At 66.4% G+C, this 25,313-nt stretch carries 24 protein-coding genes; 7 read left to right on the forward strand and 17 right to left on the reverse strand.

Annotated elements, in window-relative coordinates; translation table 11 throughout:
• Positions 1 to 6: 6 nt before the first annotated feature.
• Positions 7 to 912: a carbohydrate ABC transporter permease gene (locus tag AAHB17_RS08905; RefSeq protein ID WP_342130185.1), complete on the reverse strand. Its 906-nt coding sequence runs from the start codon at positions 910 to 912 to the stop codon at positions 7 to 9.
• On the reverse strand, positions 909 to 1,796 hold the full coding sequence (locus AAHB17_RS08910) for a carbohydrate ABC transporter permease (protein ID WP_342130186.1): 888 nt from the start codon (positions 1,794 to 1,796) through the stop codon (positions 909 to 911). Before AAHB17_RS08910 ends, AAHB17_RS08905 begins: the two co-directional genes overlap by 4 nt.
• Positions 1,797 to 1,911: 115 nt before the next feature.
• Here AAHB17_RS08910 and AAHB17_RS08915 point away from each other — a divergent pair, with 115 nt between their 5' ends.
• Complete coding sequence (locus AAHB17_RS08915; protein WP_342130187.1) at positions 1,912 to 2,679, forward strand: FadR/GntR family transcriptional regulator; 768 nt, start codon at positions 1,912 to 1,914, stop codon at positions 2,677 to 2,679.
• Positions 2,680 to 2,732: 53 nt separating this feature from the next.
• Here the strand turns inward: AAHB17_RS08915 and AAHB17_RS08920 are convergent, their stop codons facing one another.
• Complete coding sequence (locus AAHB17_RS08920; RefSeq protein WP_342130188.1) at positions 2,733 to 3,770, reverse strand: porin; 1,038 nt, start codon at positions 3,768 to 3,770, stop codon at positions 2,733 to 2,735.
• 429 nt (positions 3,771 to 4,199) lie between these two features.
• On the opposite strand from AAHB17_RS08920, the gene AAHB17_RS08925 reads away from it, so the two are divergent.
• Both AAHB17_RS08925 and AAHB17_RS08930 read left to right on the forward strand, forming a co-directional pair.
• Positions 4,200 to 5,624, forward strand: a complete 1,425-nt coding sequence (locus AAHB17_RS08925; RefSeq protein ID WP_342130189.1) for an FAD-binding oxidoreductase — start codon at positions 4,200 to 4,202, stop codon at positions 5,622 to 5,624.
• A gap of 37 nt (positions 5,625 to 5,661) precedes the next feature.
• Positions 5,662 to 8,994 carry a bifunctional diguanylate cyclase/phosphodiesterase gene (locus AAHB17_RS08930; RefSeq protein ID WP_342130190.1) on the forward strand — a complete coding sequence of 1,111 codons (3,333 nt, stop codon included), beginning with the start codon at positions 5,662 to 5,664 and terminating at the stop codon, positions 8,992 to 8,994.
• On the opposite strand, the gene AAHB17_RS08935 is transcribed toward AAHB17_RS08930, so the two are convergent.
• From AAHB17_RS08935 to mnmG, 8 genes are all read right to left on the reverse strand, one after another.
• Positions 8,985 to 9,749 (reverse strand): class I SAM-dependent methyltransferase, encoded by a 765-nt coding sequence (locus AAHB17_RS08935; RefSeq protein ID WP_342130191.1) that lies wholly within the window; start codon positions 9,747 to 9,749, stop codon positions 8,985 to 8,987. The two genes, AAHB17_RS08930 and AAHB17_RS08935, sit on opposite strands and share 10 nt — an antisense overlap.
• Before the next feature lie 29 nt (positions 9,750 to 9,778).
• Positions 9,779 to 10,621, reverse strand: coding sequence for a CsgG/HfaB family protein (locus AAHB17_RS08940; protein ID WP_342130192.1), 843 nt, complete (start codon positions 10,619 to 10,621; stop codon positions 9,779 to 9,781).
• A 90-nt stretch (positions 10,622 to 10,711) separates the two neighbouring features.
• The gene (locus AAHB17_RS08945; RefSeq protein WP_342130193.1) at positions 10,712 to 11,695 is read right to left on the reverse strand and encodes a ParB/RepB/Spo0J family partition protein; all 984 of its coding nucleotides are present in this window, start codon (positions 11,693 to 11,695) and stop codon (positions 10,712 to 10,714) included.
• 5 nt (positions 11,696 to 11,700) lie between these two features.
• Positions 11,701 to 12,237, reverse strand: a complete 537-nt coding sequence (locus AAHB17_RS08950) for an RBBP9/YdeN family alpha/beta hydrolase (RefSeq protein ID WP_342130194.1) — start codon at positions 12,235 to 12,237, stop codon at positions 11,701 to 11,703.
• Complete coding sequence (locus tag AAHB17_RS08955) at positions 12,234 to 13,010, reverse strand: ParA family protein (RefSeq protein ID WP_342130195.1); 777 nt, start codon at positions 13,008 to 13,010, stop codon at positions 12,234 to 12,236. Before AAHB17_RS08955 ends, AAHB17_RS08950 begins: the two co-directional genes overlap by 4 nt.
• Before the next feature lie 7 nt (positions 13,011 to 13,017).
• Positions 13,018 to 13,632, reverse strand: coding sequence for a LysE family transporter (locus AAHB17_RS08960; protein ID WP_342130196.1), 615 nt, complete (start codon positions 13,630 to 13,632; stop codon positions 13,018 to 13,020).
• Positions 13,633 to 14,119: 487 nt separating this feature from the next.
• The gene (rsmG, locus tag AAHB17_RS08965) at positions 14,120 to 14,770 is read right to left on the reverse strand and encodes a 16S rRNA (guanine(527)-N(7))-methyltransferase RsmG (protein WP_342130197.1); all 651 of its coding nucleotides are present in this window, start codon (positions 14,768 to 14,770) and stop codon (positions 14,120 to 14,122) included.
• Positions 14,767 to 16,749 carry a tRNA uridine-5-carboxymethylaminomethyl(34) synthesis enzyme MnmG gene (gene mnmG, locus AAHB17_RS08970; RefSeq protein ID WP_342130198.1) on the reverse strand — a complete coding sequence of 661 codons (1,983 nt, stop codon included), beginning with the start codon at positions 16,747 to 16,749 and terminating at the stop codon, positions 14,767 to 14,769. Before mnmG ends, rsmG begins: the two co-directional genes overlap by 4 nt.
• A gap of 105 nt (positions 16,750 to 16,854) precedes the next feature.
• Here mnmG and AAHB17_RS08975 point away from each other — a divergent pair, with 105 nt between their 5' ends.
• Together AAHB17_RS08975 and AAHB17_RS08980 are read left to right on the forward strand one after the other, a co-directional pair.
• Complete coding sequence (locus AAHB17_RS08975; RefSeq protein ID WP_342130199.1) at positions 16,855 to 17,130, forward strand: YkgJ family cysteine cluster protein; 276 nt, start codon at positions 16,855 to 16,857, stop codon at positions 17,128 to 17,130.
• A complete protein-coding gene (locus AAHB17_RS08980; RefSeq protein WP_342130200.1) occupies positions 17,127 to 17,705 on the forward strand; it encodes an NADPH-dependent FMN reductase in 579 nt (192 codons plus the stop codon). The genes AAHB17_RS08975 and AAHB17_RS08980 overlap by 4 nt, the downstream gene beginning before the upstream one ends.
• Positions 17,706 to 17,719: 14 nt before the next feature.
• Here AAHB17_RS08980 and AAHB17_RS08985 read toward each other — a convergent pair whose 3' ends face one another.
• From AAHB17_RS08985 to AAHB17_RS08995, 3 genes are read right to left on the reverse strand one after another with little or no spacing between them, the layout of a single operon-like run.
• On the reverse strand, positions 17,720 to 18,301 hold the full coding sequence (locus AAHB17_RS08985; RefSeq protein WP_342130201.1) for a YceI family protein: 582 nt from the start codon (positions 18,299 to 18,301) through the stop codon (positions 17,720 to 17,722).
• 37 nt (positions 18,302 to 18,338) lie between these two features.
• Positions 18,339 to 18,920 carry a YceI family protein gene (locus AAHB17_RS08990; RefSeq protein WP_446719576.1) on the reverse strand — a complete coding sequence of 194 codons (582 nt, stop codon included), beginning with the start codon at positions 18,918 to 18,920 and terminating at the stop codon, positions 18,339 to 18,341.
• Between the two features lie 17 nt (positions 18,921 to 18,937).
• Positions 18,938 to 19,498 carry a cytochrome b gene (locus tag AAHB17_RS08995; RefSeq protein ID WP_342130203.1) on the reverse strand — a complete coding sequence of 187 codons (561 nt, stop codon included), beginning with the start codon at positions 19,496 to 19,498 and terminating at the stop codon, positions 18,938 to 18,940.
• Between the two features lie 252 nt (positions 19,499 to 19,750).
• Between AAHB17_RS08995 and AAHB17_RS09000 the strand changes: the two genes are divergently transcribed.
• Together AAHB17_RS09000 and AAHB17_RS09005 are read left to right on the forward strand one after the other, a co-directional pair.
• Positions 19,751 to 19,948: a YgaP family membrane protein gene (locus AAHB17_RS09000; RefSeq protein ID WP_342130204.1), complete on the forward strand. Its 198-nt coding sequence runs from the start codon at positions 19,751 to 19,753 to the stop codon at positions 19,946 to 19,948.
• Between the two features lie 80 nt (positions 19,949 to 20,028).
• On the forward strand, positions 20,029 to 20,799 hold the full coding sequence (locus AAHB17_RS09005) for a class II aldolase/adducin family protein (RefSeq protein ID WP_342130205.1): 771 nt from the start codon (positions 20,029 to 20,031) through the stop codon (positions 20,797 to 20,799).
• A gap of 253 nt (positions 20,800 to 21,052) precedes the next feature.
• Here the strand turns inward: AAHB17_RS09005 and AAHB17_RS09010 are convergent, their stop codons facing one another.
• From AAHB17_RS09010 to AAHB17_RS09020, 3 genes are all read right to left on the reverse strand, one after another.
• Complete coding sequence (locus AAHB17_RS09010) at positions 21,053 to 22,690, reverse strand: tannase/feruloyl esterase family alpha/beta hydrolase (RefSeq protein WP_342130206.1); 1,638 nt, start codon at positions 22,688 to 22,690, stop codon at positions 21,053 to 21,055.
• Between the two features lie 196 nt (positions 22,691 to 22,886).
• A complete protein-coding gene (locus tag AAHB17_RS09015; RefSeq protein ID WP_342130207.1) occupies positions 22,887 to 23,861 on the reverse strand; it encodes a helix-turn-helix transcriptional regulator in 975 nt (324 codons plus the stop codon).
• A gap of 80 nt (positions 23,862 to 23,941) precedes the next feature.
• Positions 23,942 to 25,078, reverse strand: coding sequence for an MFS transporter (locus AAHB17_RS09020; RefSeq protein WP_342130208.1), 1,137 nt, complete (start codon positions 25,076 to 25,078; stop codon positions 23,942 to 23,944).
• Between the last annotated feature and the right edge of the window lie 235 nt (positions 25,079 to 25,313).

Consider the following 25,313-nt stretch of genomic DNA (forward strand, 5'->3'; position numbering starts at 1 on the left):
TGGGCTTCAGCCCTTGATGCCGCTGCTCGATGCGCCTTCGATGAAGTGGCGCTGGGCGGCGAAGAACACGAGGATGGAGGGCAGCAAGGCCACCACCGAGATGGCCAGCACACTGGCCCACTCGACCTCTTCGGTGGCGCCTATGCTCATCTTCAGGGCCAGCGACACCGGGTACTTCTCAACCGTGGAGAGGTAGATCAGCGGGCCCATGAAGTCGTTCATGGTCCAGATGAACTGGAACACGATGACGCTGATGATGGCCGGCTTGAGCAGGGGCACGATGATGTGCCACAGCAGCTGCAGCGGGTTGCAGCCGTCGATCTGTGCGGCCTCCTCCATGTCGCGCGGAATGCCGCGCAGGAACTGCACCAGCATGAAGACGAAGAACGTGTCGGTGGCGAAGGCCGAAGGCACGATCAGCGGCAGGTAGCTGTCGAGCCAGCCAAATTCCTTGAACATCAGGTACTGCGGCAGGCGCAGGATGATGAGCGGCAGCATCATGGTGCCGACCATGATGGCGAACAGCGTCTTCTTGCCCCAGAACTCGAAGCGCGCAAAGGCGTAGGCCACCAGCACACACGAGATCACCGTGACGATGATGCGTGGCACGGTGATGATGAAAGAGTTCAGGAAGTAGGTCGCGAAGGTGTATTCGGTGCTGGTCTTCCAGCCCTTGGCGTAGGCGGTGAAGTCAAACCGCGAAGGCCAGAAGCCCATCTCGGTGAAGATCTCGGTGTTGGTCTTGAAGGACGCCCCCACCAGCCAGATCATGGGGTAGAGCATGACCAGGCCGACCAGGCCCAGCACCACATAACGCATGAGGGCATTGAGGCGTTTGCGGCGCTGCGACACGGCCGCTTCAACGTCGGGCACGCAGCGTTCGGCGAAGGTGTTTGAGGTGCGCGTGTTCATCGCTGGCTGTCCTTCTCGCCGGAATAAAAGACCCAGTACTTGGAGGTGACAAAAGAAATCGCACTGAGACTGCCCACCAGTGCGAACAACACCCACGACAGCGCGCTGCCGTAGCCCAGGTTGAAAAACTTGAAGCTCTGGTCGTAGATGTAGAGCGAGAGCACGTAGGTCGAGTGCAGCGGGCCGCCCTCGGTGATCATGTAGGGGCCGTTGAACTCCTGGAAGGCGTGCACCATCTGCATGATCAGGTTGAAGAAGATCACCGGCGTGATCAGCGGCACGGTGATGCGCCAGAACTGCTGCGTCTTGCTGGCACCGTCGATCTCGGCCGCCTCGTACAGCGAGGTCGGCACGTTCTGCAGCGCCGCCAAGAAGATCACCATGGCCGAACCGAACTGCCAGGTGAACAACAGGATCACGGTCCAGATCGAGTAATGCTCGTCGGCCAGCCAAGCAATGGGCTCCAGGCCGAACTTGGCCAGCACGATGTTGACCAGCCCGTTTTGCGAAAAGATGAAACGCCACATCACCGCCGCCGCGATCGAACCACCCAGGATGGACGGCAGGTAGAAGGCCGAGCGGAAGAAGTTGATGCCGCGCAGCTTGAAGTTCAGCACGTGCGCAATGAACAGGGCAAAGCCCACCCGCAGCGGCACCGAGATGACCACGAACAGCAGCGTGACACCGAGCGACTTGTTGAACAGGGGATCGGAGGTGAACAGTTCCCGGTAGTTCTCTAGGCCAATGAATTCGGGCGGGTTGATGACGTCGTATTGCGTGAAGCTCAGCGCAAAACTCATCACGAAGGGAAACAGTTTGAAGCCAAGCACCCCCAACACAAAGGGCAGCGCGAACAGAAAGCCGATGCGTTTGTTCTCGTACATGATTTGACCTTTCTCAAACCGTGCCCGGTGGGCTTCGGTGTTGTAATAAGCGCATGGCAGGGAGACTCCAAACCACCACCGGTGCCCGGGTGCGCCTGCTGCCTGCGCCCACCCCATGTCCTCGCCCCATTCGACTCCCCACCGCGCCCTGTCCCACCGACTGGTGACCGAGCTCAGCGCCGACATCCGCAACGGGGTGTTGTGTCCGGGCGACCGCCTGCCCATCGAGCCCGAACTGGCTCGCCGCTTTGGTGTCAGCCGCACCGTGGTGCGCGAATCCATACAACGCTTGCAGGTCATGGGCGTGGTGCAGACCCGCCACGGCATCGGCACCTTTGTGTTGCCCCCACCTCCCGCGGCAGGGCTGCTGATCGGCGCGGGGGCCGACGTGGGCCTGCAGCAGGTGCTGTTCATGCTGGAATTGCGCATCAGTGTCGAGGCCGAGGCTGCGGCGCTGGCCGCGGCGCGGCGCACGGACACCCAGCTGGAGGCCATGCGTGCGGCGTTGAACAGCTTTGACACCGCCTTGCACGCCGGCCACAGCACCTTGGCGGCAGACTTTCAGTTCCACTGTCTCGTCGCACAGGCCACCCACAACCCCTACTTCGAAGAGGTTCTCAGCAGCCTGGGCCGTGTCACGATCTCGGGCGTCGACCACCTGCGCCGTGACGGATCGCCAGACCCCAAGGCGTCCATGCCCGTGGCGCAGTTCGGTGTCGGCCCGTCGGGACTGGTGGCCGGCAAGACGCTCACGGCCCACGAGCACGAGGGCCTGCTCGACAACATCCAGCGCGGTGATGCCATGGGCGCCCGCGCGGCCATGCTGGTGCACCTGAGCAACAGCCGGGAACGGCTGCGTCGGGCCGCCGTGATTCCAGACTGACCCAGCCCCGGTGTCACGGCGGTGTGTGGCGGCAACACAGGCCATGCTCGGCCTCAGAAGTTGTGGCGCAGGGCCACTTCCCAACCCGGACCGGTATACGAGGTCTTGAGCGAACCATCGGCCTGGAAGGTCTTGACCTGCTCACGCACCAGCGAGACGTTCAAGGACGTGCGCTTGCTCATGGGGTGGTGGTAGCCCAGCCCCACGCGGCTGCCTTCGCGGTCGGCGGCGCGGCTGCTGCCGTTGGCCAGTTCGTCCTTGAGGCGGCGCCAGGACAGGCGCAGCTCGCCGGGGCCGGCGGGGATGCGCGCGCCCACCGTCCACACCACCTGATGGCCTTGATCGTTGGCGGCCAAGCCAGTGGAGCGGGCGTAGGTGAACATGGGCTTGATGACACCGAAGTCGTAGAACCCGCCCAAGGTCGTGGTCTTGATGCCGTCGCCCGCAGTGGCGCCGGCGGTCGGGTCTTGTTCGGACTGGTGCGTGAAGGTCAGCGACACCGGCCCCTGGGCATAGCCTAGGTGCAGGCCACGGCCGTCCTTGCGGTTGCGCGGCGCGGCCGAAGCGGCGAGACCCAGGTTGAAGCCAACGACGGTCGGTGACTCGTAGTAAGCGGTCTGATCCCATTTCGCCGCCGACCGCGCGCCACGCGACCCGTTGGAGGCATAAGAATCGCCAAAAAAGGCCTCGTAGCGACCGGCCACGCCCACCCAATCCTGGGGTGAACTCATGCGCCCCAGCCGCAACGTGCCAATGGCCTGGTTGGCCAGACCAACCCAGGCCTTGTCTTTCCAGAACACATCGCCGTCCTGGTTGCCTGCGGCGCCATTGAAACGGTGCTCCAGCTGGAAAAAGGCGGTGTTGCCGCCCCCCAGGTCTTCGCTGCCCAAGTAGCCCAGGCGGCCACGGGAGCTGTCGTCCAGCAGGGCCTCCTTGCCCTCACCTGCCGCCAGGTTGATCGGTCCGTGCCGGACACCCAGATCGATGCGTCCATAGATCCGGACATCGGATTGCTGCGCCTGCGCGCCACCCACGTGGAGGCACGCAGCCACCCACACCCAAGGCGCACCGCGCCAGTGGCAAATACCCATTCGTCTCTCCCTGAAGCGCTGTTGCGCGCCTTGTCTGCCCCACACAACCAGCACCCTCGCGGACACCGGCGCCTCCCTTGTGCCAACCCCCACCAGCACAGGTGCAGGGGCCGGCCAACGTTTTAGTTGTTAGACATCATATGAAACAAAAGCCACAGGGCCCCAAAACCTCACCCACAATTCACCAGGGTTTTCCCTTGCAATTAACTATTTTTTGGAATTTCTCCGTTTTTACAAGGTTTTTTGTCACAAATGTTTTTTGTGGTTTTAACAATGAACGCGTTGAATGGACTCAATAGTCGAAAGTCATGTGATGACTTGCGCAAGTGCACATCCCGCCCTTGCCAGTGGTCTGCCGCGCCCACAATGTGTCGATAATGCAAAGCTGGCCGCCAAGGCGGCCTGGACTGCCGACCAGGAGACCGTGCCATGAACACCCCCCTTCCCGCCCACCTGCTGCCCGAGATCCACCAGCGCGAGGTGCCACAGGCGCTGATCGACGCCCTGAAGGCGCGTTTTGCCGAACGCTGCTCCACCGCGCTGGCGGTGCGCGAGCAGCATGGCCGGGATGAGTCGGCATTCACCACCGTGCCGCCGCCCTCGGCCGTGGTGTTCGCCGAGTCCACCGCCGACGTGGCCGACGCGGTCAAGCTGGCGGCGCAACACCGGGTGCCGGTGATTCCCTTCGGTGTCGGCTCCTCGCTCGAAGGCCACCTGCTGGCCGTGCAGGGCGGCATCAGCATCGACGTCAGCCGCATGGCCCGGGTTCTGTCCATCAACGCCGAGGACCTGACCGTGACGGTACAGCCTGGCGTGACGCGCAAGGCGGTGAACGAGGCGGTCAAGAGCGAAGGCCTGTTCTTCCCCATTGACCCCGGTGCCGACGCCTCCATCGGCGGCATGAGCGCCACCCGCGCCAGCGGCACCAACGCCGTGCGCTACGGCACCATGCGCGAAAACGTGCTGGCGCTGGAAGTGGTCACGGCCCAGGGCGAGGTGATCCGCACCGGCACCCGCGCCAAGAAAAGCAGCGCCGGCTACGACCTCACCCGCCTGATGGTGGGCAGCGAGGGCACGCTGGGCGTGATGACCGAAATCACACTCAAACTCTACCCGCTGCCCGAGGCGATCTCGGCCGCCACCTGCTCCTTCCCGAGCATCGAGGCAGCGGTGCGCGCCACCATACAGATCATCCAGATGGGCATCCCCATCGCGCGCTGCGAACTGATCGACGCCGGCACGGTGCGCATGGTCAACGCCTACGCCAAGCTGGGCCTGCGCGAAGAAGCCATGCTGCTGATGGAATTCCACGGCTCGCCCGCCGGCGTGCAGGAGCAGGCGGAGACGGTACAGGAGATCGCGGCCGAGTTCGGTGGCCAGGCCTTCGAATGGGCCACCACGCCCGAGGACCGCACCCGCCTGTGGACGGCGCGGCACAACGCCTACTTCGCGGCCATCCAGAGCAAGCCGGGCTGCCGCGCCATCAGCACCGACACCTGCGTGCCCATCAGCCGCCTGGCCGACTGCCTGCTCGACTCGGTGGCCGAGGCCGACGCCTCGGGCCTGCCCTACTTCCTGGTCGGCCACGTGGGCGACGGCAACTTCCACTTCGGCTACCTGATCGATCCCGACAACGCCGAAGAGCGCCGTGTGGCCGAGGACCTGAACCACCAGCTGGTGAGCCGCGCGCTGGCCCTGGAAGGCACCTGCACCGGCGAACACGGCGTGGGCCTGCACAAGATGGACTTCCTGCGCAGCGAGGCCGGCGACGGCGCGGTGCAGATGATGCGCACCATCAAACGCGCGCTCGACCCGGACAACATCATGAACCCGGGCAAGATCTTCGCCCTGTGAGCAACGCCGTCTGCCGACCCCGCACGAAGGCACACCCATGACACGGCCCTCGCAAGCGCAGGGCCTCTACCAGCCCCTGACCGTCGCTGCCGCGTACGGCGTGCTGGCCTCGCTCTGGATCACGCTGTCGGACCGCCTCGTGGGCTGGCTGTTCGACGATCCCGCCATGCTGCTGCTGGCCAGCACCGCCAAGGGCTGGCTGTTCGTCGCCGTGACCACCCTCCTGGTGTTTGGCCTGCTGGTGCGGCGTGGGCCGGGCCAGGCCATGAACCAGGACGGCGCCCCTGCGCGCGCTCGGCCAGGCTGGGTGCTGGGCGTGTTGATCGTGGCCGTGCTGGGTGTCACGGCCCTGGCCATCACCGCGGTCTGGCGCAGCGAACGCCAGCAGGCCGGTGAACAGCTGCTGGCGGTGTCGGACAGCAAGGCCCGCGAGATCACGGCCTGGCATGCCGAACGCCTGCGCGACGCCAGCTGGCTGCAGAAGGACAAGGACATCGAGTCCAACTGGCTGGTGTGGCAGTTCTCCCATGCCCCCGGCGCCATGGACGCACTGGCCAAACAGCTCACGGGTTACCTGGACGGCACCCACTTTCAGCGCGTGGCGCTGTTCAACGGACAAGGGCGGCTGGTCTGGCGCTCGGCCGGCCCCGACCACAACCACGATCCCGAGTTGCTGGCGGGGCTGCGCCAGGCCATTGCCCAGGGTGGACCGGTGCGCGTGGGGCCGTGGCGCGACCAGGCCGGCCAACTGCGCCTGGCCTTCCTGGCGCCAGTGGCATTGGACAGCCGGCAACCCGCCGTGGTCGTGCTGCACCTGGATCCCAAGCCCCACCTGCACCCGGCCCTGGCCAACTGGCCCCTGCCCCAGCGCACCGCCGAGGCCTTTCTGTTCCGGCGCGACGGCAACGAGGTGCGTTTCCTCTCCGCCCGGCGGCACGTCGCCCCTGGCTCCGCCAACCAGACCGCACCGCTGTCCACGCCACTGCTGTTCACTGCCCGCGTGCTGCGCGGCGAGGCCCAGGCGAACGAGGTGCTCGACGGTGTCGACTACCGCGGCGTGGAAGCGCTGGGCGTGGTGCGGCCCATCGCCGGCACCGACTGGTGGCTGCTGGCCAAACAGGACCAGGTCGAGCTGATGGGCGACGCCGTCGTGCGTTCGCTGTGGCTGATGCTGGTGGGGTTGCTGGGCCTGGTGAGCGCCGCGGCGCTGGTCTACCTGCTGACGCAGCGAGGCCACCTGCAGGCCATGGCGCGGCACATGGGTGCGCTCCAGCAAGCCCAGGCCAAGCTGGGCGACAGCGAGGCCCGCTACCGGCTGCTGGCCGAAAACGGCAGCGATGTGGTGTGGCTCTACGACCTGCAACACCAGCGCTTCGTCTACCTCAGCCCGGCGGTGCGCAAGCTGCTGGGTTACACGCCCGACGAGCTGATCGGCCAAAGCTTCGGACGCCTGGTGACCCCCGCCACCCAAGCCGACATCGAGACCCGCCTGCGGGAACGCCTGGCGGCCCACGCCCGCGGCGACACCAGCGTGCTGACCAGCGCCGACGAGATGGTGCAGCGGCACCGGGATGGCCACCTCGTGACGGTGGAAATGGCCACCACGCTGGTCGCCGACGCACGTGGCGAGGTGACCCAGGTGCAGGGCGTGAGCCGCGACATCAGCGCCCGCAAGGCCGCCGAGGCACAGATCATGCAGCTGTCGCAGGCCACCGAACAGAGCCCCGCCGGCGTGATCATCACCAACCTGAAAGGCGACATCGAGTACGTGAACGCCGCCTTCGAACGCAACAGCGGCTACACGCGCGCCGAGGTGATCGGCCTCAACCCGCGCCTGCTGCAGTCCGGGCAGACGCCGGCCAGCACCTACGAAGGCATGTGGAAAGCCCTGCAGGCCGGTGAGCGCTGGGACGGCGAGGTGATCAACCGCTGCAAGGATGGCCGGCTGTGTGTGCAGTCGGTGACCATCGCCCCGGTGCACGACGAGAGCGGACGCGTGAGCCGCTACCTGTCGGTGCAGCTCGACGTGACCGCCCAGCGCGAGGCCGAGGAAACCGCCCACCGGCTGGCCTGGTTCAACCCGCTGACCGGCCTGCCCAACCGGCACCGACTGATGGAGGAGATCGCCGACAGCCTGGGCGCGGACCGCCGCAGCGAAAGCCACAGCGCCTTCCTGCTGATCAACGTCGACCGGTTCAAGACCGTCAACGAAGCCCTGGGCCACGGCATGGGCGACGACCTGCTGCGCCAACTCGCGCAGCGGCTGGGTGAGCTGCGCCACACCGGCGACGTGCTCGCCCACCTCAGCGCCGACGAATTCGGCCTGTTGCTGCATGCGCCCGAGCCCCTGCCCGCCGCCGCCTCCGCCACCGCGCTGCGGGTGGCGCAAGCCCTGCACGACGCCCTGCTCTCGCCCTTCGCGCTGGGCAGCGGCGAACAAGTCAACATCTCGGTCAGCGTCGGCGTGGCCCTGCTGCCCCGCGACGACAGCGACACCCCCAGCGACGTGCTGCGCCGCGCCGACACCGCGCTGCACCGGGCCAAGGCTGCGGGAGGCCAGCAGGCGGCCTTTTTCGACGCCGCCATGGGCCAGGTGGTCAGCGAGCGTTTTGCGGTGGAGCAAGACCTGCGGCGTGGCCTGGCGGCCGGCGAACTGCGTCTGTTCCTGCAGCCTCAGGTCGATCCGCAAGGCCACATGGTGAGCGCCGAGGCACTGGTGCGCTGGGAGCACCCCGACAAGGGCCTGGTGCCACCCGGCACCTTCATCAGCGTGGCCGAGGAAAGCGACCTCATCGCCGAGCTCGGCGACTGGGTGCTGGAGGAGGTCTGCGCCCGGCTGGGTGGCCTGCGCAGCAAGGGACAGCAGTTGCCCATGGCCGTCAACGTCAGTCCACGGCAGTTCCACAAGGCCGGCTTTGTGCCGGGTGTGCTGCAGGCCTTGCAGCGGCACGGCGCCCACCCGGGCGACCTCACGCTGGAGATCACCGAGGGCGTGGTCATCGAGCAGGTGGACGCCGTGGTGCGCAAGATGTGCCAGCTCACCCAGGAGGGTGTGCGGTTTTCCATCGACGACTTTGGCACCGGCTACTCGTCGCTGGCCTACCTCAAGCGCCTGCCCATCCACGAACTCAAGATCGACAAGAGCTTTGTTCAGGATGCCCCACACGACCCCAGCGACGGCGCGCTGGTCGAGGCCATCCTGGCGGTGGCCAGCCACCTGCGCCTCCAGGTGGTGGCCGAAGGGGTGGAGACACGTGAGCAGGCGGATTTCCTGAACCGCCGTGCTGCGGTCATCCACCAGGGCTACCTGTTCGGTCGCCCGGAACCGGCCGACACCCTGCTGGCGCGCTGGTTGTCGGCTCAGGGCTGATCGGCCTTGACGGTGTCCTTGCGCACGAGCGGCGCCTGGTAGAGCCACAGCGGACGGTCGTCCGGACAGGTCCAGACCATCGTCGCGACCCACTCGGTGGCCTCGAACTCGAGGCTGGCGAGCCAGGCGCCCTCCTGGAGTTCGCGCGCCGCCTTCTCCAGGGCACGCGGCATGGTTTCCGGACGCTGGAACAGGTAGACCATGTCGTAGCCCGACCAGTCGTCGGCCCACAGGTCACCGCCGCGCACCTGCGCCCAGCGGCAACGCAAGGCGCACAGCCAACGCAGCGGCGTGCTGCGTTCCACACCGTGCAGGTGCACGTCCGGGTAGGCGCGCTCCAGCGCGATCAGGCCATCGCCCAGGCCGCAGCCAGCGTCCAGCACCCGGCCCGCCAAGGGCAGCGGCACGTGTTCGCGCAGGCCTTCGAAGGCATCGTGTGGCGTGGGATACAGGGGCGCGTCACGCCAGCTGGCGGGCGGATACAGCCACAGGAACAGGCCCAAGGGCAGCAGCCACCATGAGATGTTGGCGCTCACTGCGCCGCCATGCGCCAGCAGCCATGACACGGGAAAACCCAGTGCCATCATGAGTTTGCGCCAGACACTGCCCCCCAGCAGGCTGAACACCACCCCGGTGACGGTGGCCAGGACCAGGGCCAGGGTGTCGGACATGCCCACCGTGCGCCCCGCCAGCCAGGTGCCCCAGGCGGCACCCCAGGCCAGCAACGCAGGAAGAGGCCAAAGCGTGGTCCACATGGGCGCCCATTATGGCGACCATGGAGAGGTCATTTCTTGCGGATCGCGGGTGTGGCGGCAGCCGGTGTGCCGCCGCCCTGGACGCCCAGTCGGCCGCCGGTACCCAAGCCACCCTTGACCTCTTGCGCCTTGTAGTTGCGCACCGCACGCACCAGCTGGTTGTAGCTGTCGACAAAAGCGGCTGTCAGCACCTTGCCTTCCGGTGTGTCGGAGAACCCGCTGCCGCTGGCGCTGCCACTGCCACCGAACAGGCCGCCGAACAGATTGAAGTCGGTGTTGCGCGAACTGCCTTCGGCGGCCGCCAACTGCACGCCGGAGCGGTTGTCTATCAGGGTGAGGGTGGTGGAGGCGTCGTTGAACTTGAGCCCGCCACCGAGCATGGCGCCCAGCGCGCCGCCATAACCCCGCAACGCGGCGCCGACGCCGCCCGTGCCTTTTTCACTGAAGGTGATGGACGGGTTCATGGTGTAGTCGGCCGACACCATCTGGCCTTTGCCAAAGTTGCTGCCGGCACGCATCTCGCCACTTTGCTCCAGCGAGCGCTCCTGCATGAGGTTGCGCATGGCCATGCCGCGTTCGACCACCACGAAGCAGTTGGACTGCTGGATCAGCATGCGCAGCAGCGGCACGGTGGAGCGCAGCTTGTAACTTTGCATGGTGCTGTACCACGAGGCCTGCTGGTCTTCCACCACCGCCAGCGTGCCCAGGGTGGCGTCGCAGCGTTCCAGCTGGCTGTTCGCGTTCTGGGCCGTGGCACCGCCGGCCGAGCCGGTGGCGGCGGTCTGTGCCGCCGGACTGCCGATGGTGGGTGCGGTTGCGATGCAACCGGACAGGCACAGCGTTGCTGCGGCGAGGGGCAAAACCCGTTTCATGTGTCCTCCACTGAAGTGCTTTTAGTGATATCCGGCAATGGTGGCACGGACACCCCAGCACTTTGGGGAGGAAAAAGCTCAATTTTTGTGTCAGCCGACCGCGCGCAGTTTGTCGATCAAGCCGTTGAGTTCGTCCAGCGAACCGAACTGAATGGCCAGCTCACCCATCTCCTCGACACGGCCGTGGCGCTTCACGCGCTTCTTCACGCGCACCTCCACCCCGGCGGTCAGCAGGTCGGCCAGTTCTTCCTCGACGCGGCGGATATCGCGCGACTTTTCTTTTTTCGGTTTTTGGGGTGTGAGTTCGAACTCCGCCGCCAGCTTCTTGGCCAGGCTTTCGGCTTCGCGCACCGACATCTTCCTGGCCGAGATCTGGTTGGCCGCGGTGATCTGCGAGGCCCGGTCCAGGGCCAGCAGCGCACGCGCGTGGCCCATGTCGATGTCGCCGGCCATCAGCATGGTCTGCACCGGGTCGGCCAGGTTGAGCAGGCGCAGCAGGTTGCTGGCGGCGCTGCGCGAACGCCCCACCGCCTGCGCGGCCTGTTCGTGGGTGAGGCCGAATTCCTTGATCAGGCGCTGCAGGCCCTGGGCCTCCTCCAGCGGGTTGAGGTCCTCGCGCTGGATGTTCTCGATCAGCGCCATGGCGGCGGCGGCCTCGTGGGGCACCTCGCGCACCAGCACCGGCACGGTGTCCAGCCCGGCCAGGCGGGCGGCACGGAAGCGCCGTTCACCGGCGATGATTTCATAGACCGGCCGGGCGCCCCGCTCTTCCACCGGCTGACCGGTGCGCCCACGTTCGGCGGCCAGGCGGGCGACACCATCGGCATCCTCCAGCCGGCGCACCAGGATGGGCTGCATGATGCCCTGCACCTTGATGGATTCGGCCAGCTCGTAGAGCGCGCCTTCGTCCATGTGGGTGCGCGGCTGGTAAATGCCGGGCACCAGGTCGCCCAGCGCCAGCGTGTGCGGCAGGTCGGCGGCGGCGAGCGCCTCGGGCGTGTCGTCGGCGTCGAGCTTGGGGCCCAGCAGGGCTTCGAGTCCCCGGCCAAGGCCCTTGGGTTTTTTGGTGACCATGGGGTTCAGCCTTTATTCAATGAGTTCAGCAGAGTGCGGCCTTCAGGCCAGTCGCCCAGGCCGGATTCGGCGTTGATGTGCCCGCGTTCGCCCAGGTCCACGAAGCGGCTGCCCCAGGCGGCGGCGAGCGCCTGCGCCTTGTCGAAGGCGCAGTAAGGGTCGTTGCGGCTGCCCACCAGGATGCTGGGAAAAGGCAGCGGCTGGCGCACGATGGGCGCCCAGCTGGGCAAGGCGGGACCCAGATCGGGGTTCTCGGTGTCGCCGGGCGCCACCAGCAGGGCCCCCAGCACACCGGCGGTGTTCCGGGAATGCGCCGCCCAGGCGGCGGTGAGGATGCAGCCCAGGCTGTGCGCCACCAGCAGCGCCGGGCGCGGATCCTGCAGCAGCACCTCTTCGAGCCGGGCCATCCAGTCGCCCCGGCGCGGTGTGTCCCAGTCGTGCTGTTCCACCCGCTGGTCACCATACAGCGCTTGCCAGCGGCTTTGCCAGTGGTCGGGGCCGCTGTTCAGCCAACCCGGGAGGATGAGCACGCGCGGCGTCATCGTTTCATGCTGCCGATGCGGTCCACCATCTCTTGCGCGAAGGCCACAAAGGCCTGGCTGCCCTTGGCGGCGGGGTCGAACACCACGCCCGGCAGGCCATAGCTGGGCGCTTCGGCCAGGCGCACGTTGCGCGGGATCAGGGTATCGAATACCTTGTCGCCGAAATGGCCCTTGAGCTGGTCGCTCACCTGCTGCTGCAAGGTGATGCGCGGGTCGAACATGACGCGCAGCAGGCCGATGATTTCCAGTTCGCGATTGAGGTTGGCGTGCACCTGCTTGATGGTGTTGACCAGATCGCTCAGGCCTTCGAGCGCGAAGTATTCGCACTGCATGGGCACGACCACGCCATGGGCACAGCACAGGCCGTTGAGCGTGAGCATGGACAAGCTGGGCGGGCAGTCGATCAGCACAAAATCGTAATCGGCGTCGACCGCGGCCAGGGCGGTCTTCAGGCGTTTTTCGCGACGCTCCAGATCGACGAGTTCGACCTCGGCGCCGGCCAGCTCGCGGTTGGCGCCGAGCACGTGGTAGCCACACTTCTCCGAATACACCGCCGCCTCGGCCACGCCGGCCGATTCAAGCAGCACGTCGTAGACGGTCAGGGCCAGCTCCCGCTTGTTCACGCCCGAGCCCATGGTGGCATTGCCTTGGGGGTCCAGGTCGACCATCAGCACCCGCTGGCCCACCTTGGCCAGGCCGGCGGCGAGATTGACCGTGGTGGTGGTCTTGCCCACCCCGCCCTTTTGGTTGGCGATGCAGAAAATCTTGGCCATGCTGGTGTTATTTGCTCAGCGCGAGCTTGACGCCGAAACCGATGAGGAAGACGCCAGCGAGTTTTTCCAGGGTGCGCGCAATGGCGGGGTTGGCCCGCATGCGCTCGGCCAGGAAGTGGGTCAACAGGATGGCGGTCAGACCGTAGAGAAAGGTCAACACGGCCACGGTGGCGGCCATGGCGCCAAAGGTGAGCAGCCCCTGGTGCTTGGCCGGGTCGACGAACAGCGGGAAGAAGGCCATGTAGAACACGATGGCCTTGGGATTGAGCAAGGTGATGGTGAAGGCCTGCTGGAAGTATTGCCGCGGGCGAATATTGAGCACCGGGGCATCGCCCGGCTTGGCGGTGAGCATCTTCCAGCCCAGCCAGGCCAGGTAGGCCGCGCCCAGCCACTGCACGGCGGCAAAGGCGGCCGGATAAGCCGCCAGCAGCGCTGCCACGCCGGCCACCGCCATCCACATCAGCACCTGATCGCCCGCCATCACGCCCAGCGTGGCCGCCAGACCACCACGCAAGCCACCCTTGCCGGTGGAGGTGATCAGCGCGAGATTCCCCGGACCGGGAATGGCAAGGAACAAAACGATGGCGGCGACAAAGGCGCCGTAGTCAGCGATGCCGAACATGGGGAGCTTTCTTGAGCGGGAATGCGGGTGAGTTTACGTGAGTCTGCGGGTGGGCTTGGTTGACGTTTCACGTGGAACAACGGTTGTGTTGCTCGTTTCACTCTGAGGGGTGGGCACGGCGGACGGGGCCGGTGTCCGGGCTCTGGTCCACTCGCGGGCGGATGCTTGGGTGAGCCACCGCTATCGCGTCAACGCTCCAACGGTGTGCAGCATCTGTGGCAACCGCAAATCGTCCCGCCGCCCGGACACCCACCCCATCACCGCAAAGATGCTGTTGGCCCACCACCGGCTGCGAGCATGCATCGCCCTCTCGGGCCTGTGGCGGTGTGCGCGGGCGCAGGCCCTATTTGCGGTTGCCACAGAGGGTGCGTACCAACGCGGCGTTAACGAAATAACGGTGGCTCACCAGGACATACGCCCGCGAGTGGGCCGGAGAACGCGCGCACCGCCGCAGGCACAGCGCGAGGTCCACGCAACAAACAGGACTTCAGACGACAGAGACACGCATCCAGACGATGCACCGCTCCGCCTCCAGCCCCGGCACCACCAGCTGTTCCACGTGAAACACCTCGACGCCCGCCGGCAACACCGCCAGTTCGTCCGCCGGGTGTTTGCCTTTCATGGCCATCCACACGCCACCCTCGGCCAGCGCCTGGCGCGACCAGTTGGTGAAATCCACCAGCGACGCAAAGGCACGTGAGCTGACGACATCGTAGGTGTCGGTCAGATTTTCCACCCGGGCGTGCACACCCTTGAGGTTCTTGAGCTGCAGCGCCGCCGCCACCTGCTGGATGAAGGCCGCCTTCTTGGCCACCGTGTCCACGCAATGCACCACCACGTCGGGGCAACAGATGGCAATCACCACACCCGGCAGGCCGGCGCCCGAGCCCACGTCCAGCAAGCGGATGCCCCGCCCAGCCCGCTGGCGATTCAGCGGCGCGATCACCGCCAGACTGTCCAGCAGGTGGTGGGTCAGCATTTCGGCCGGCTCGCGCACGGCGGTCAGGTTGTAGACCCGGTTCCACTTGGCGATCCAGTCGAGGTAGGCCAGCAGCTGTGCGACCTGTTGCTCGTCCAGCGCCAAGCCAAGCGCCACCAGGCCCGCCTGCAGCGCGACCTCTTGGGGATGTGCGCTCATGCAGCTTCTGCCTGGGTCTCGTTGCTGAAGCCCTTGAACTTGCCTCGCTTGAGGTGGATGAGCAGCAAAGAGATGGCGGCCGGCGTCACGCCCGACACCCGCGAGGCCTGGCCCAGGGTTTCGGGCCGGTGTTTGTGGAGCTTTTGCCGCACCTCAATGGACAGGGCCGGCACGGCCAGGTAGTCCAGCTCGGCCGGCAGCTTGAGGTTTTCGTAGTGGGCGGCGCGCTCCACTTCGTCGCGCTGGCGGTCGATGTAGCCCGAATACTTGGCTGCGATCTCGATCTGCTCCACCACCGCCTCGCGCAGTTCGTCGAACTGATCGCCCAGTGTTTCACGTGAAACCAGACTGCCAGCGCCGTACTTGCCGCCATCCATGTCCATCAGCCCGGCATAGCTCACGTCGGGCCGCCGCAGCAGATCGCCCAGGTTGTATTCGTGCTCGATCGCCTTGCCCAGCACGCGGGCCGACTCTTCGGCCGGGAGGTTGCGCGGGTTGACCCAGGTTGCCTTCAGGCGCTCTGTTTCACGTGAAACAGCGTCGCGCTTGCGATTGAAGGCGTCCCAACGGACATCGTCCACCAGGCCCATGCTGCGCCCCACTTCGGTCAGACGCATGTCCGCGTTGTCCTCGCGCAGCTGCAGGCGGAACTCGGCCCGGCTGGTGAACATGCGGTAGGGCTCGGTCACGCCCTTGGTGATCAAGTCGTCCACCAGCACGCCCAGGTAGGCTTGGTCGCGGCCCGGCAGCCAGGGCGCGTCTCCCCGACATTGCAGCGCGGCATTGATGCCGGCGAACAGGCCCTGGGCCGCCGCTTCCTCGTAGCCGGTCGTGCCGTTGATCTGGCCGGCGAAAAACAGACCCTCGATCTGCTTGGTCTCGAAGCTGCTCTTGAGCTCGCGCGGGTCGAAGTAGTCGTATTCGATGGCGTAGCCCGGGCGCAGGATGTGGGCGTTTTCCAGCCCCGGCATGCTGCGCACCAGCGCGTACTGGATGTCGAAGGGCAGGCTGGTGGAGATGCCGTTGGGGTAGACCTCGTGGGTCGTCAGGCCCTCGGGTTCCAGAAAGATCTGGTGGCTGTCCTTGTCGGCAAAGCGGTTGATCTTGTCTTCCACGCTGGGGCAGTAACGCGGTCCCACGCCTTCGATCTTGCCGGTGAACATGGGGCTGCGGTCAAAGCCGCTGCGGATGATCTCGTGCGTGCGCTCGTTGGTGTGGGTGATCCAGCACGGCAGCTGGCGCGGGTGCATGGCGGTCTTGCCCATGAAGCTGAACACCGGCACCGGCCGGTCCGCGGTGTCCGAACCTGGCATGCCGTCGCCCGGCTGCTCGGTGCACTTGCTGTAGTCGATGGTCTTGCCGTCCAGGCGCGGCGGCGTGCCGGTCTTGAGGCGGCCCTGCGGCAGCTGGAGCTCCTTCAGGCGTGCCGACAGGGTCACCGCCGGCGGGTCGCCCGCGCGGCCACCGCTGTGGTTTTGCAGGCCCACATGGATCTTGCCGTCCAGGAAGGTGCCGGCCGTCAGCACCACGGTGCGGGCGCGGAAGCGGATGCCGACCTGCGTCACCGCGCCCACCACCCGGCCGCCCTCCACCATCAGGTCGTCCACCGCCTGCTGGAACAACATCAGGTTCGGCTGGTTCTCCAGCATGCGGCGAATCGCCGCCTTGTAGAGGATGCGGTCGGCCTGGGCGCGCGTGGCGCGCACGGCCGGACCCTTGCTGCTGTTGAGGATGCGGAACTGGATGCCGCCCTCGTCGGTCGCCAGCGCCATGGCGCCGCCCAGCGCGTCGACTTCCTTGACCAGGTGGCCCTTGCCGATGCCGCCAATCGACGGATTGCAGCTCATCTGTCCCAGCGTCTCGATGTTGTGGCTCAGCAAAAGCGTGGCGCAGCCCATGCGGGCCGCGGCCAGCGCGGCCTCGGTGCCGGCATGGCCACCGCCAACAACGATGACATCAAATTCCTGGGGATACAACATGGTGGGGCCGCGGATGCTGGAAAACCCTCGATTTTACGGCGCTGCCTATTTTTCGACCAGCCCCACAGGCCACCCGCCCTCGGCACATCAAGGACAATCGCTCCCATGAGTCTTGCCTGCCGTTCCGGCTGCGCCGCCTGCTGTATCGCGCCGTCGATCAGCAGCCCCCTGCCGGGCCTGCCCCTGGGCAAACCGGCGGGTGTGCCCTGCCCGCATCTGAATGAAGCCCTGCGCTGCCGGCTGTTTGGCCACCCCGAGCGGCCAGCGGTCTGTGCGTCCCTGCCACCCGAGCCCACCATGTGTGGCCCGGACCGCTGGCACGCGCTGCGCTACCTGCAGGCCCTCGAAACCGATACCCAACCTGGACCCTCGACCCCATGAAAGCCCTCGTCTTCGCTGGCAGCACGCGCCAACACTCCTTCAACCGACGCCTGGCCGCCGTCGCCGCACAAGCCGCCCGCGACCAGGGCGCCGAGGTCACCCTGCTGGAGCTGGCCGACTTCGAGCTGCCGCTCTACAACGGCGACCTGGAAGCCCAGGGCACCCCCGACAACGTGCGCCGGCTCAAAGCCATCTTCCACGCCCACCCGGCCTGGATCATCTGCTCGCCCGAGTACAACGGCAGCTACACCGGCCTGCTCAAGAACACGCTGGACTGGCTGTCACGCCCCATCGCCGGCGACGCCGACTGGGCCGTGGGGGGCAAACCCTTCAACAACAAGGTGGTGGGCCTTCTGGCGGCCTCCAACGGCGCCCTGGGCGGCCTGCGCAGCCTCTCCAATCTGGCACCGCTGATGCGCCAGCTGCAGTGCTGGGTGGCCCCCAAACAGTTCGCCCTGGCCCGCGCGGCGGAGGCCTTTGACGACAAAGGCCTGCTGCGCGACACCACACAACAGGCCAGTGTGGCGGGCGTGGTGGAGCAGACGCTCCACGCGGCCCGCAAGCTCGGCGCCTGAGCCGTAAATCGCGCTTATTGCTGCTTGACCGCCTCGATCTGCACCACCAGGCGCACGTTCTTGGCGAAACCCCAGTCGATGCCGTAGTTCAGGCCGTAAGCGGTTCGGTCGATGGTGGCCTCGAAATCGCCACCACAGGTTTCGCGCTTGTTCAGCATGGGGTTGGGGTAGCAGTTGAACTTGTTGGCCTTCAGGGTCACCGGCTGGGTCTTGCCCAGCAGGGTGAACTGGCCCACCACTTCGGCCACCTTGTCGCCGTTGAAGACGAACTGCTCGGAAACGAAACGGGCCTTGGGAAACTTGGCCGCGTCCAGCAACTCGGCGCTTTGCAGGTGCTTGCTGAAGGCGTCGGTGCCGGTGTTGATCGAGGCCACGTCGATGCTGATGTCGACCTTGCCGGTCTTGGCCGCACGGTCGAACTGCACCGTGCCCTCTTTCTTGTCGAAACGGCCACGGTTGGTGGTGGTGCCGAAGTGGTCGATCTCGAAGGTCACGAAGGTGTGGGTCGGGTCGATCGCGTAGTCGGCGGCCTGGGCCGTGGTGGCCACGGAAGCGAGGGTGGCGACGGCGGCCAGGGCGAGGAAGGCTTTGCGCATGGAGAACTCCAGAAGGTTGGGAAGAAGGAAAAGGGAATCAGAGCTTGCCGACGCCTTGGAGCGCCAGCTTGAACTTGACCTGCACGTCGTCGGCCACCATGGACGTGTCGGCCCATTCGTTTTCGCCGATCTTGAACGCCAGGCGCTTGAGCGGCAGGGTGCCGGTGGCGGTGGTCACCGCCCCGCTCTGCGTCAGCGTCACGGGCACCAGCACCTCGCGGGCCGTGCCCTTGATGGTGAGCTGACCGGCGACCTCGAACTTGCCGCCGCCCAGCGCCTTGACGCTGCTCGACTGGAAACTGGCCTGCGGGAACTTGGGCACGTTGAACCAGGGCGCCTTGGGCAGCTCGGCATCGGTCTCGCGCGAACCCAGCGTGGCGCTGCCCACGTCCACGGTGAAGGCGATCTTGCTGGTCTGCGGCTTGGCCACGTCGAAACTGATCTGGGCGTCGAACTTGCGGAACTTGCCATCCAGCGGCACGCCCATCTGGCGGGCCACGAAGGCAATCTCGCTCTGTTCGGGCAGCAGCTTCTGCTGCGCCAGGGCGGACACCGACAAGCCCAGCGCGGCTGCGCCCAGGACAAAACGGCGGACAAGGGTGGTCACGGACATGGACATCTCCAGGAAAAAAACACTCAGACGCGGCCTGGCAGCATGCGGGCCAGCAGGCCGTCGCGGTCCACCCACTGGTGCTTGAGGGCTGCCGCCACGTGCACCACCACCAGCGCGGCCAGGGCGAAGGCGCTGAACTTGTGCAGCGGCTTGAGCAGATCGGCCAGGCCCTCGCTCACAGGCACGAAGTCGGGCAAGGGCATGCTGCCGAAAAGCACGATGGGGAAACCGGCCGCCGAGCTGTAGGCCCAGCCCAGCAGCGGCACCACGAAAAACAGCAGGTAGAAGGCGTGGTGGGTGGCATGGTGCGCGACCCGCTGCCACGCCGGCATGGCAGCGGCCACCGAAGCCGGCAGCGCCGGCGGGCGGTGGGTCAGGCGCCAGGCCAGCCGCACGGCCGACAGCACCAGCAGCGTCACGCCGGCCCACTTGTGCCAGTTGTAGAGCTTGAGCCGCTGCGGCGAAAACGGCAGGTCGGCCATGTAGAGTCCCACGCCAAACAAGAGAATCAGCGACAGGCCCAGCACCCAGTGCAGCAGGATGGCAAAGCGGTGGTATGGCGGTGGGGTGTCCTGGTCGGGCATGAAATCGGCTCCCTGAAGTGCTGCAAGGCAGCAGAAACTGGCGAGAGTTTAGGGAGCCGTCATGTCAATCGGTTTCAATGGTCTTGTATCTTTTCTTCAAATGATTTGAATGAACTGTTTTGTCCAAAACCGATCGCAAACCCGGGTTTCCGCCACCACGCCCCGTGCGCGGGCTTGACTTGCGGCCGGGTGTGGCCTACACCCCGGAAAGGGCAACACCGCCCCGGTCACACCTTTGAAGGAGCAACAGCCATGACCCACAACGTCGGCGGCATCGACCGCGTCCTGCGCATCGTCATTGGCCTGGGCCTGGTCGGCGCCGCCGCCACCGGCTACCTGAGTCCCTGGGCCTACCTCGGCCTGCTGCCCCTGGCCACCGGCCTGATCGGCTGGTGCCCACCCTACGGGCTGATCGGCTTCAGCACCTGCCCGGTGAAAAAGGCCGACTGATCCGCCTGTCGTCGCGGCGACAGATTCGGCGGCCCGGTGCCGCCACCATGGTGGATCCACCCAGCCACCCGGGCTCCGCCATGCACATTCCCTCCCTGAAAGACCAGGTCAGCGCCGAAGAATGGGCGTTGCGTTGTGACCTCGCCGCGTGTTACCGCCTGGTGGCCGCCTACGGCTGGAGCGATCTGGTCTTCACCCACATCAGCGCCAAGCTGCCCGACAGCGTCACGGGCGGCGAACACCAGTTCCTGATCAACCCCTACGGGCTGATGTTCGACGAGATCACGGCCAGCAGCCTGGTCAAGGTCGACATGGCCTGCCAGAAGCTCCACGACACGCCGTTTCCGGTCAACCCGGCCGGCTTCGTCATCCACAGCGCGGTGCACGAGGCGCGGCCCGAAGCCGTCTGTGTGCTGCACACCCACACGCGCGCCGGCGTGGGCGTGAGCGCCCAGCGACACGGCATCCTGCCCATCAGCCAGCAGTCCACCTTTGTGCTGGCCTCGCTGGCCTACCACGACTACGAGGGCGTGGCCTTCCGCCCCGACGAGAAGCCGCGCCTGCAGGCCGACCTGGGGCAGGCCAACCACCTCGTTCTGCGCAACCACGGCCTGCTGACCGTGGGCCGCAGCATCCCCGACGCCTTCCTGGCCATGTACATCCTGGAGAACACCTGCCGCATCCAGATCGACGCCCTGGCTGGCGGCACGGCACTCACGACGGTGAACCCCGCCATCCTGGACAACATGGGCCAGGTCATGAAGACCGCCACGGCCGGTCAGGGCGCGAACCTGGCCTGGCCAGCGCTGCTGCGCAAGGTGGAGAAGCTGGACCCGGGCTACATGACCTGACGCCCGCTTTCATGCCACATTCGTCCCGAAAGAAGTGGTGCGAAACGAGGAACACCGCCGGGCCGGTTCTGCCGGACGGCTGGTGTCACCCCCTTGAAGGGGGATGCGGCCACGCGCAGCGGGCAAGGACCGTGACCGGCGCTGCTGCACGTGGACCAGCGAGGTTCAGTCCGTGACTGCGTCAGGTTTCAATGGAACGCAACAGGATGGAATGCAACGGTACGCCCCGGCGACCGCCGCATTCTGGTGCGCATCAGGTGGCTGAGCAGGTGAAGCTCTCAGCCTTGCTTGGATCGCCGGCTCCGTTGTAGCGAGGAAACTTCGGGTACTCGCACACGGGCCGCTGCAGGACGGGCGTGCTGCTGCCGGGCGCGAACTGGGTGTCCACCAGTTTGTCGGGAGCCGTGCCCCTTTCGACCCACGCGTCCATGGCCGCCAGGAGGTCGATCGCCCGCGGTTCGGTCGCGCCGTCCAGGTTGTGGCCCACCGACGGTGATGTGAGCAGGCGCGCAAAACCTTGCACCTTGGTCACACCCAGCAGTTGCCTGACCGACTCAAGGTACGCGGCCGTGCGATACATCGAAACACAAGTGTCGGCCGCGCCGTACCAGATCAGCAACTTGCCGCCGTTGTCGGCAAAGGCCGAGATCTCGGGATCGGTGGCGTCAATCATCTCCGCAAGGCGCAGGTATTCGGCCGAGAACCTGGTCGGGTCGTGGTCGAGGAGGCTGAGGTTGGCGTTCCTTTCCACCAGCCGTGCGGCTTCTTGTGCAGCCATGAAGTTGAAGGAGTCGCGTGCGGCGAAGCTGGTGCCGAACATGTATGCCTGCCAATCCGAGGTCGCCGCACCCCCACGGCCATAGCGCGGATAGCCGCGGGCACCGCGCGCCAGGGTCACCGGCGTGTCATGCGAGGAGTAGATCAATCGGATGGATTCGATCTGGCCCGCGGTGAGACACGATGCGTTCTCTTCCCCGGTGCACAGCAGATCGGTTGGCACGTAGTCGCAGGCCTGCACATTTCCGATGATGCCGTCCTTGAGGCCATCGAGTGCGTCACACGCGGCTGTTTCGGCCCGGGCGTAGAGCGTGATCTTCTCGGCGCTCAGCCAGTTCTCGGGTTTGGAGAAGATGTGCCTGAGCACCGTCGGTCCGAGGTTGACCTGATGCGCTTGTTGGCTGATGGCGGGTTCCATGGCGATCACGCCGTCATAGTCCTTGGGATACTTCTGCGTGGACGCCAGGGCCGAGCGGCCGCCATTGGATTGGCCCATGTGATAGCGCCGGGTCGGGCGCTTGCCGTAGAACTCCGTGGCGATGGCGGTGCCGACTTCCAGCACGTAGTGGTTGGCATCGAAGGCATGGTTGCGCAACGCGACGTCGCTGTTGCCCCAGGCAAATGACTGGACCTGGTGCCCCGAGTCCGAGCTGATCTTGACATAAGGGTTGGCCGATGGGCCGACGAGCATCTGGTACCAGGGATCGTCCGTGGGAATGAATCCGTCGAAGGCCCCGCCGCCGATGGTGAGCGTCTTCCCATTCCACTGCCTTCCCTGCGGCAACTCCACGGCCCAGCGGATGGTGGACTCGGGCGACGAAACGATTTCGCCGCGCACGACACAAACTTCGGGCAGATCGCTTTGCGCCTGGCGGATCTCTGTGCTGGTGACTCTGGCGTTGTGCGGCAAGGCGCTGGCGCGGTACGAGGGGCAGGCTTCGGCCAATGACCGGGCCGTCAGGTCGGCGCTGCCGTCGTTCCCGCCGCAGGCTGCCAAGCCCAGGGCTGTCAGTGCACTCCAAAAGGCCACTCGCGGCCAGGGGCCGGGCTGGTCGGCGGGATGGGGGTTTGGCCGCCACTGCGGCGCGCTGGCGTTCGATTTCCTGGGGAACATGCGTGAGGTCTCCTGCGTTCTTGAGTTGGGGTGACAGGAGCACGGCGTGGTCTCGCGGGCTCCTGCCCGAAAGATAGGAGCGGCGCCCGCGAGAAAGCCCTCTGCAAATGCAGACGGCTGGGGAAACCACCCATATGGCCGTGATGGCTGGAAACCGCCCGGCCTCCCAAGCCCCAGCCCCCGAACCGCATGTCCCTCACTTCCGGCGAAGCGCGGCCACCAATTCCACCTTGTTTCGCACGCCCAGCAACGCATAGACGTTGCGCAAATAAGTGCGCACGGTGGCCGGGGCAAGGCCGAGCGTGGCCGCAATGTCCTTGTACGACTGCCCCTGCGCGTAGAGCATGGCCGCGCCCAGTTCCCGGGGGGCCAAGGGGGAGTTGTGTTGGCGTGAGGGAATGGTGAGCGCCACCAAGGAGCCGCAGGGTTCCAGTCGCAGGCGGGAGGCCGTGCCGATCGCCACCGTGCGAGGCAGCTTCTTGCGGATCGAGTCCACCAAATCGGGCGGCAGGGCCGTGTCGGACCACTGAGGAAAGGCTTCATTCAGCGCCATGCCCACACGCAGGCCCATGAACAGCAACCTGCCATCTTGGTCCGCCAGGGCATAACTGTTCCAGGGCCGGCTTGCGTGGGGCTGTTGCAGCCCATCGATGGCATGGCTCCAGTGGAGGCGCAAATGCGCGACGAACTCGCCGAAAAGCGCCGACTCCTGCGCGGAAAACGGCGCCGACGACGGCCTGCGGTAAACCGAGACAAAGAACATCAGCCCGCTGTCCGGAAGGTCGACCGTGATCGCCACGCAATGAAACAGCCCATGCTTCCTGCAGAAGGCCTCGATTTCAGGCGGGACTGTGCCGGGCTGCAGAGGTCCGTTTTCGACGAAGACCCTGCCCAACCGGCGCATGGATTGCTGCGCGAAATCGTCGGCTGCGGAGAGTTGGTTCCACTCCTGCGCAAACCCCTTGCTGAGACCGATGCTGCCGTGCATCCAGTTGCGTGGCGCCGCTTTCGAGCTGCCCCCTGACACCTCGCCCCACCAGGCAGAGTCGAATGGCACCAAGTTGCGCAGGATCAGCAGCGCATCGTGCAGCAGGGTCTGGGGTTGCGCCCTCTGTGCCAGGCCTGTCAGTTGCAGCAGGCTGGCGCTGAGCGCACGCAGGGGCGCGTCCACCAAGCCTTCCGCGCCCGCCAACTGACCGTTCCCTCCGACGTCGCTCGATGTGCCATTCGGTCCACCCATGTGTGCACCGCTCATCGGTGTTGATGGACGTTGGGGACCTGTGGACTTGACCGGGTCATGCGCAGCGTCAGCGCCACGCCGACGGCCACACCCGCCAGCACGGCCGGGAAAAGCGCCTCCAACCCCAGCGAGTCAAGCAACATGCCCGCCAGGAGCGGCCCCAGCGCGAGGCCGGCGGCGAAGGCCAGGCTGGCGACGCCCATGAGTCCGCCCGTGTTGTCACGACCGGCAACCGCCGCGAAGACGTAGGGGACGCTGAAGTTCCAGGCAAGGGACAGCATGCAGCACCCGGCCGCAAACCCCATGGGGTGGCGCGCACCATGCAGCAACCCGGCCCCCAGCAGGATGCCCAGGTAACCCGTGACCAGCAGCGGCCGGTGCGGCAACCGGTTGCCGACGAGAAAGGCCAACGCCGCACCGGCCAGCCCGGCGACGGTGGCGCCGGCAAGGATCTGCGCCAGACGGACTGGGGCCGTGTCGGCCGCATAGGCGACGGCGAACGGCCACACGGCACCCACCACCAAGTTGAACACCAGCGCGAAAGCCAGCGGAAGGGCGATTCCATTTCGCCTGGTCGCAGTGCCCCCCGCAGCCGCGGGCGCTGCCGCCCGCATCGGCGCAGGCGCGATGCGGGAGAACAGGCCCGCTGTCGATATGCCCAGAACCCCGAGCCCCGTGCTCACAAGGAAAACATGGCGCAGGCCGTGTTCGGCATCGGTCAGTGCGGCCAGACCGGCGAGCAGCGCGGCGCCGCTGGCCAGTTGAACAAGGGTGACCAAGGCATACAGCCGATCCGGATTGCGCGCCCTCGCCGCGAGGCTCATGCCCAGCACCATCAGCGTTCCGGCAGCGGTGCCAGCGATAACGCGCGCGACGACATACGGAGCGAAGGACGCCTGCGCCACCATCGACAGCAGGCTTGCGGCGATGAACAGCGCGTAGGCCGAGCGGGCCACACGCTCGGCACCTGCGCGGCCCATCCAGGCGGCCGCCGGGAGCGCAGCGAGGCCCATGGCGGCCAGTTCAACGCTGAAAGCAGCGCCGGCCTCGGTTGCGGACCAGTGGGCATCGCGCTGCAGGGACGGCTCGACCAGCGGCGCGACGTTGAGCATCATGACCGCCACCGAGGTGGCCAGCATGATGGCCATGATCTGCCCGCTGCCCAGCTCAGTGGGGCATCCTGACTCCAGGTGGCAGGCGGTGAGAGGCATCGGCGTCGCGGCAGTGGCTGGCCAGTATAGCTTTCGACCCCTTTTGCCTTTTGCAATATGGCCCCAAGACAGCCATGTCCCCTGAGCACCAAGCGGGACTGCCGCTGGATCACACGGCACGCGCCTCATCCCTGCTCCGGAAAGACCGGATGGCCGGACACCTTGTACTGCC

The organism is Hydrogenophaga sp. OTU3427, assembly GCF_038440225.1.
GTDB lineage: Bacteria > Pseudomonadota > Gammaproteobacteria > Burkholderiales > Burkholderiaceae_C > Hydrogenophaga.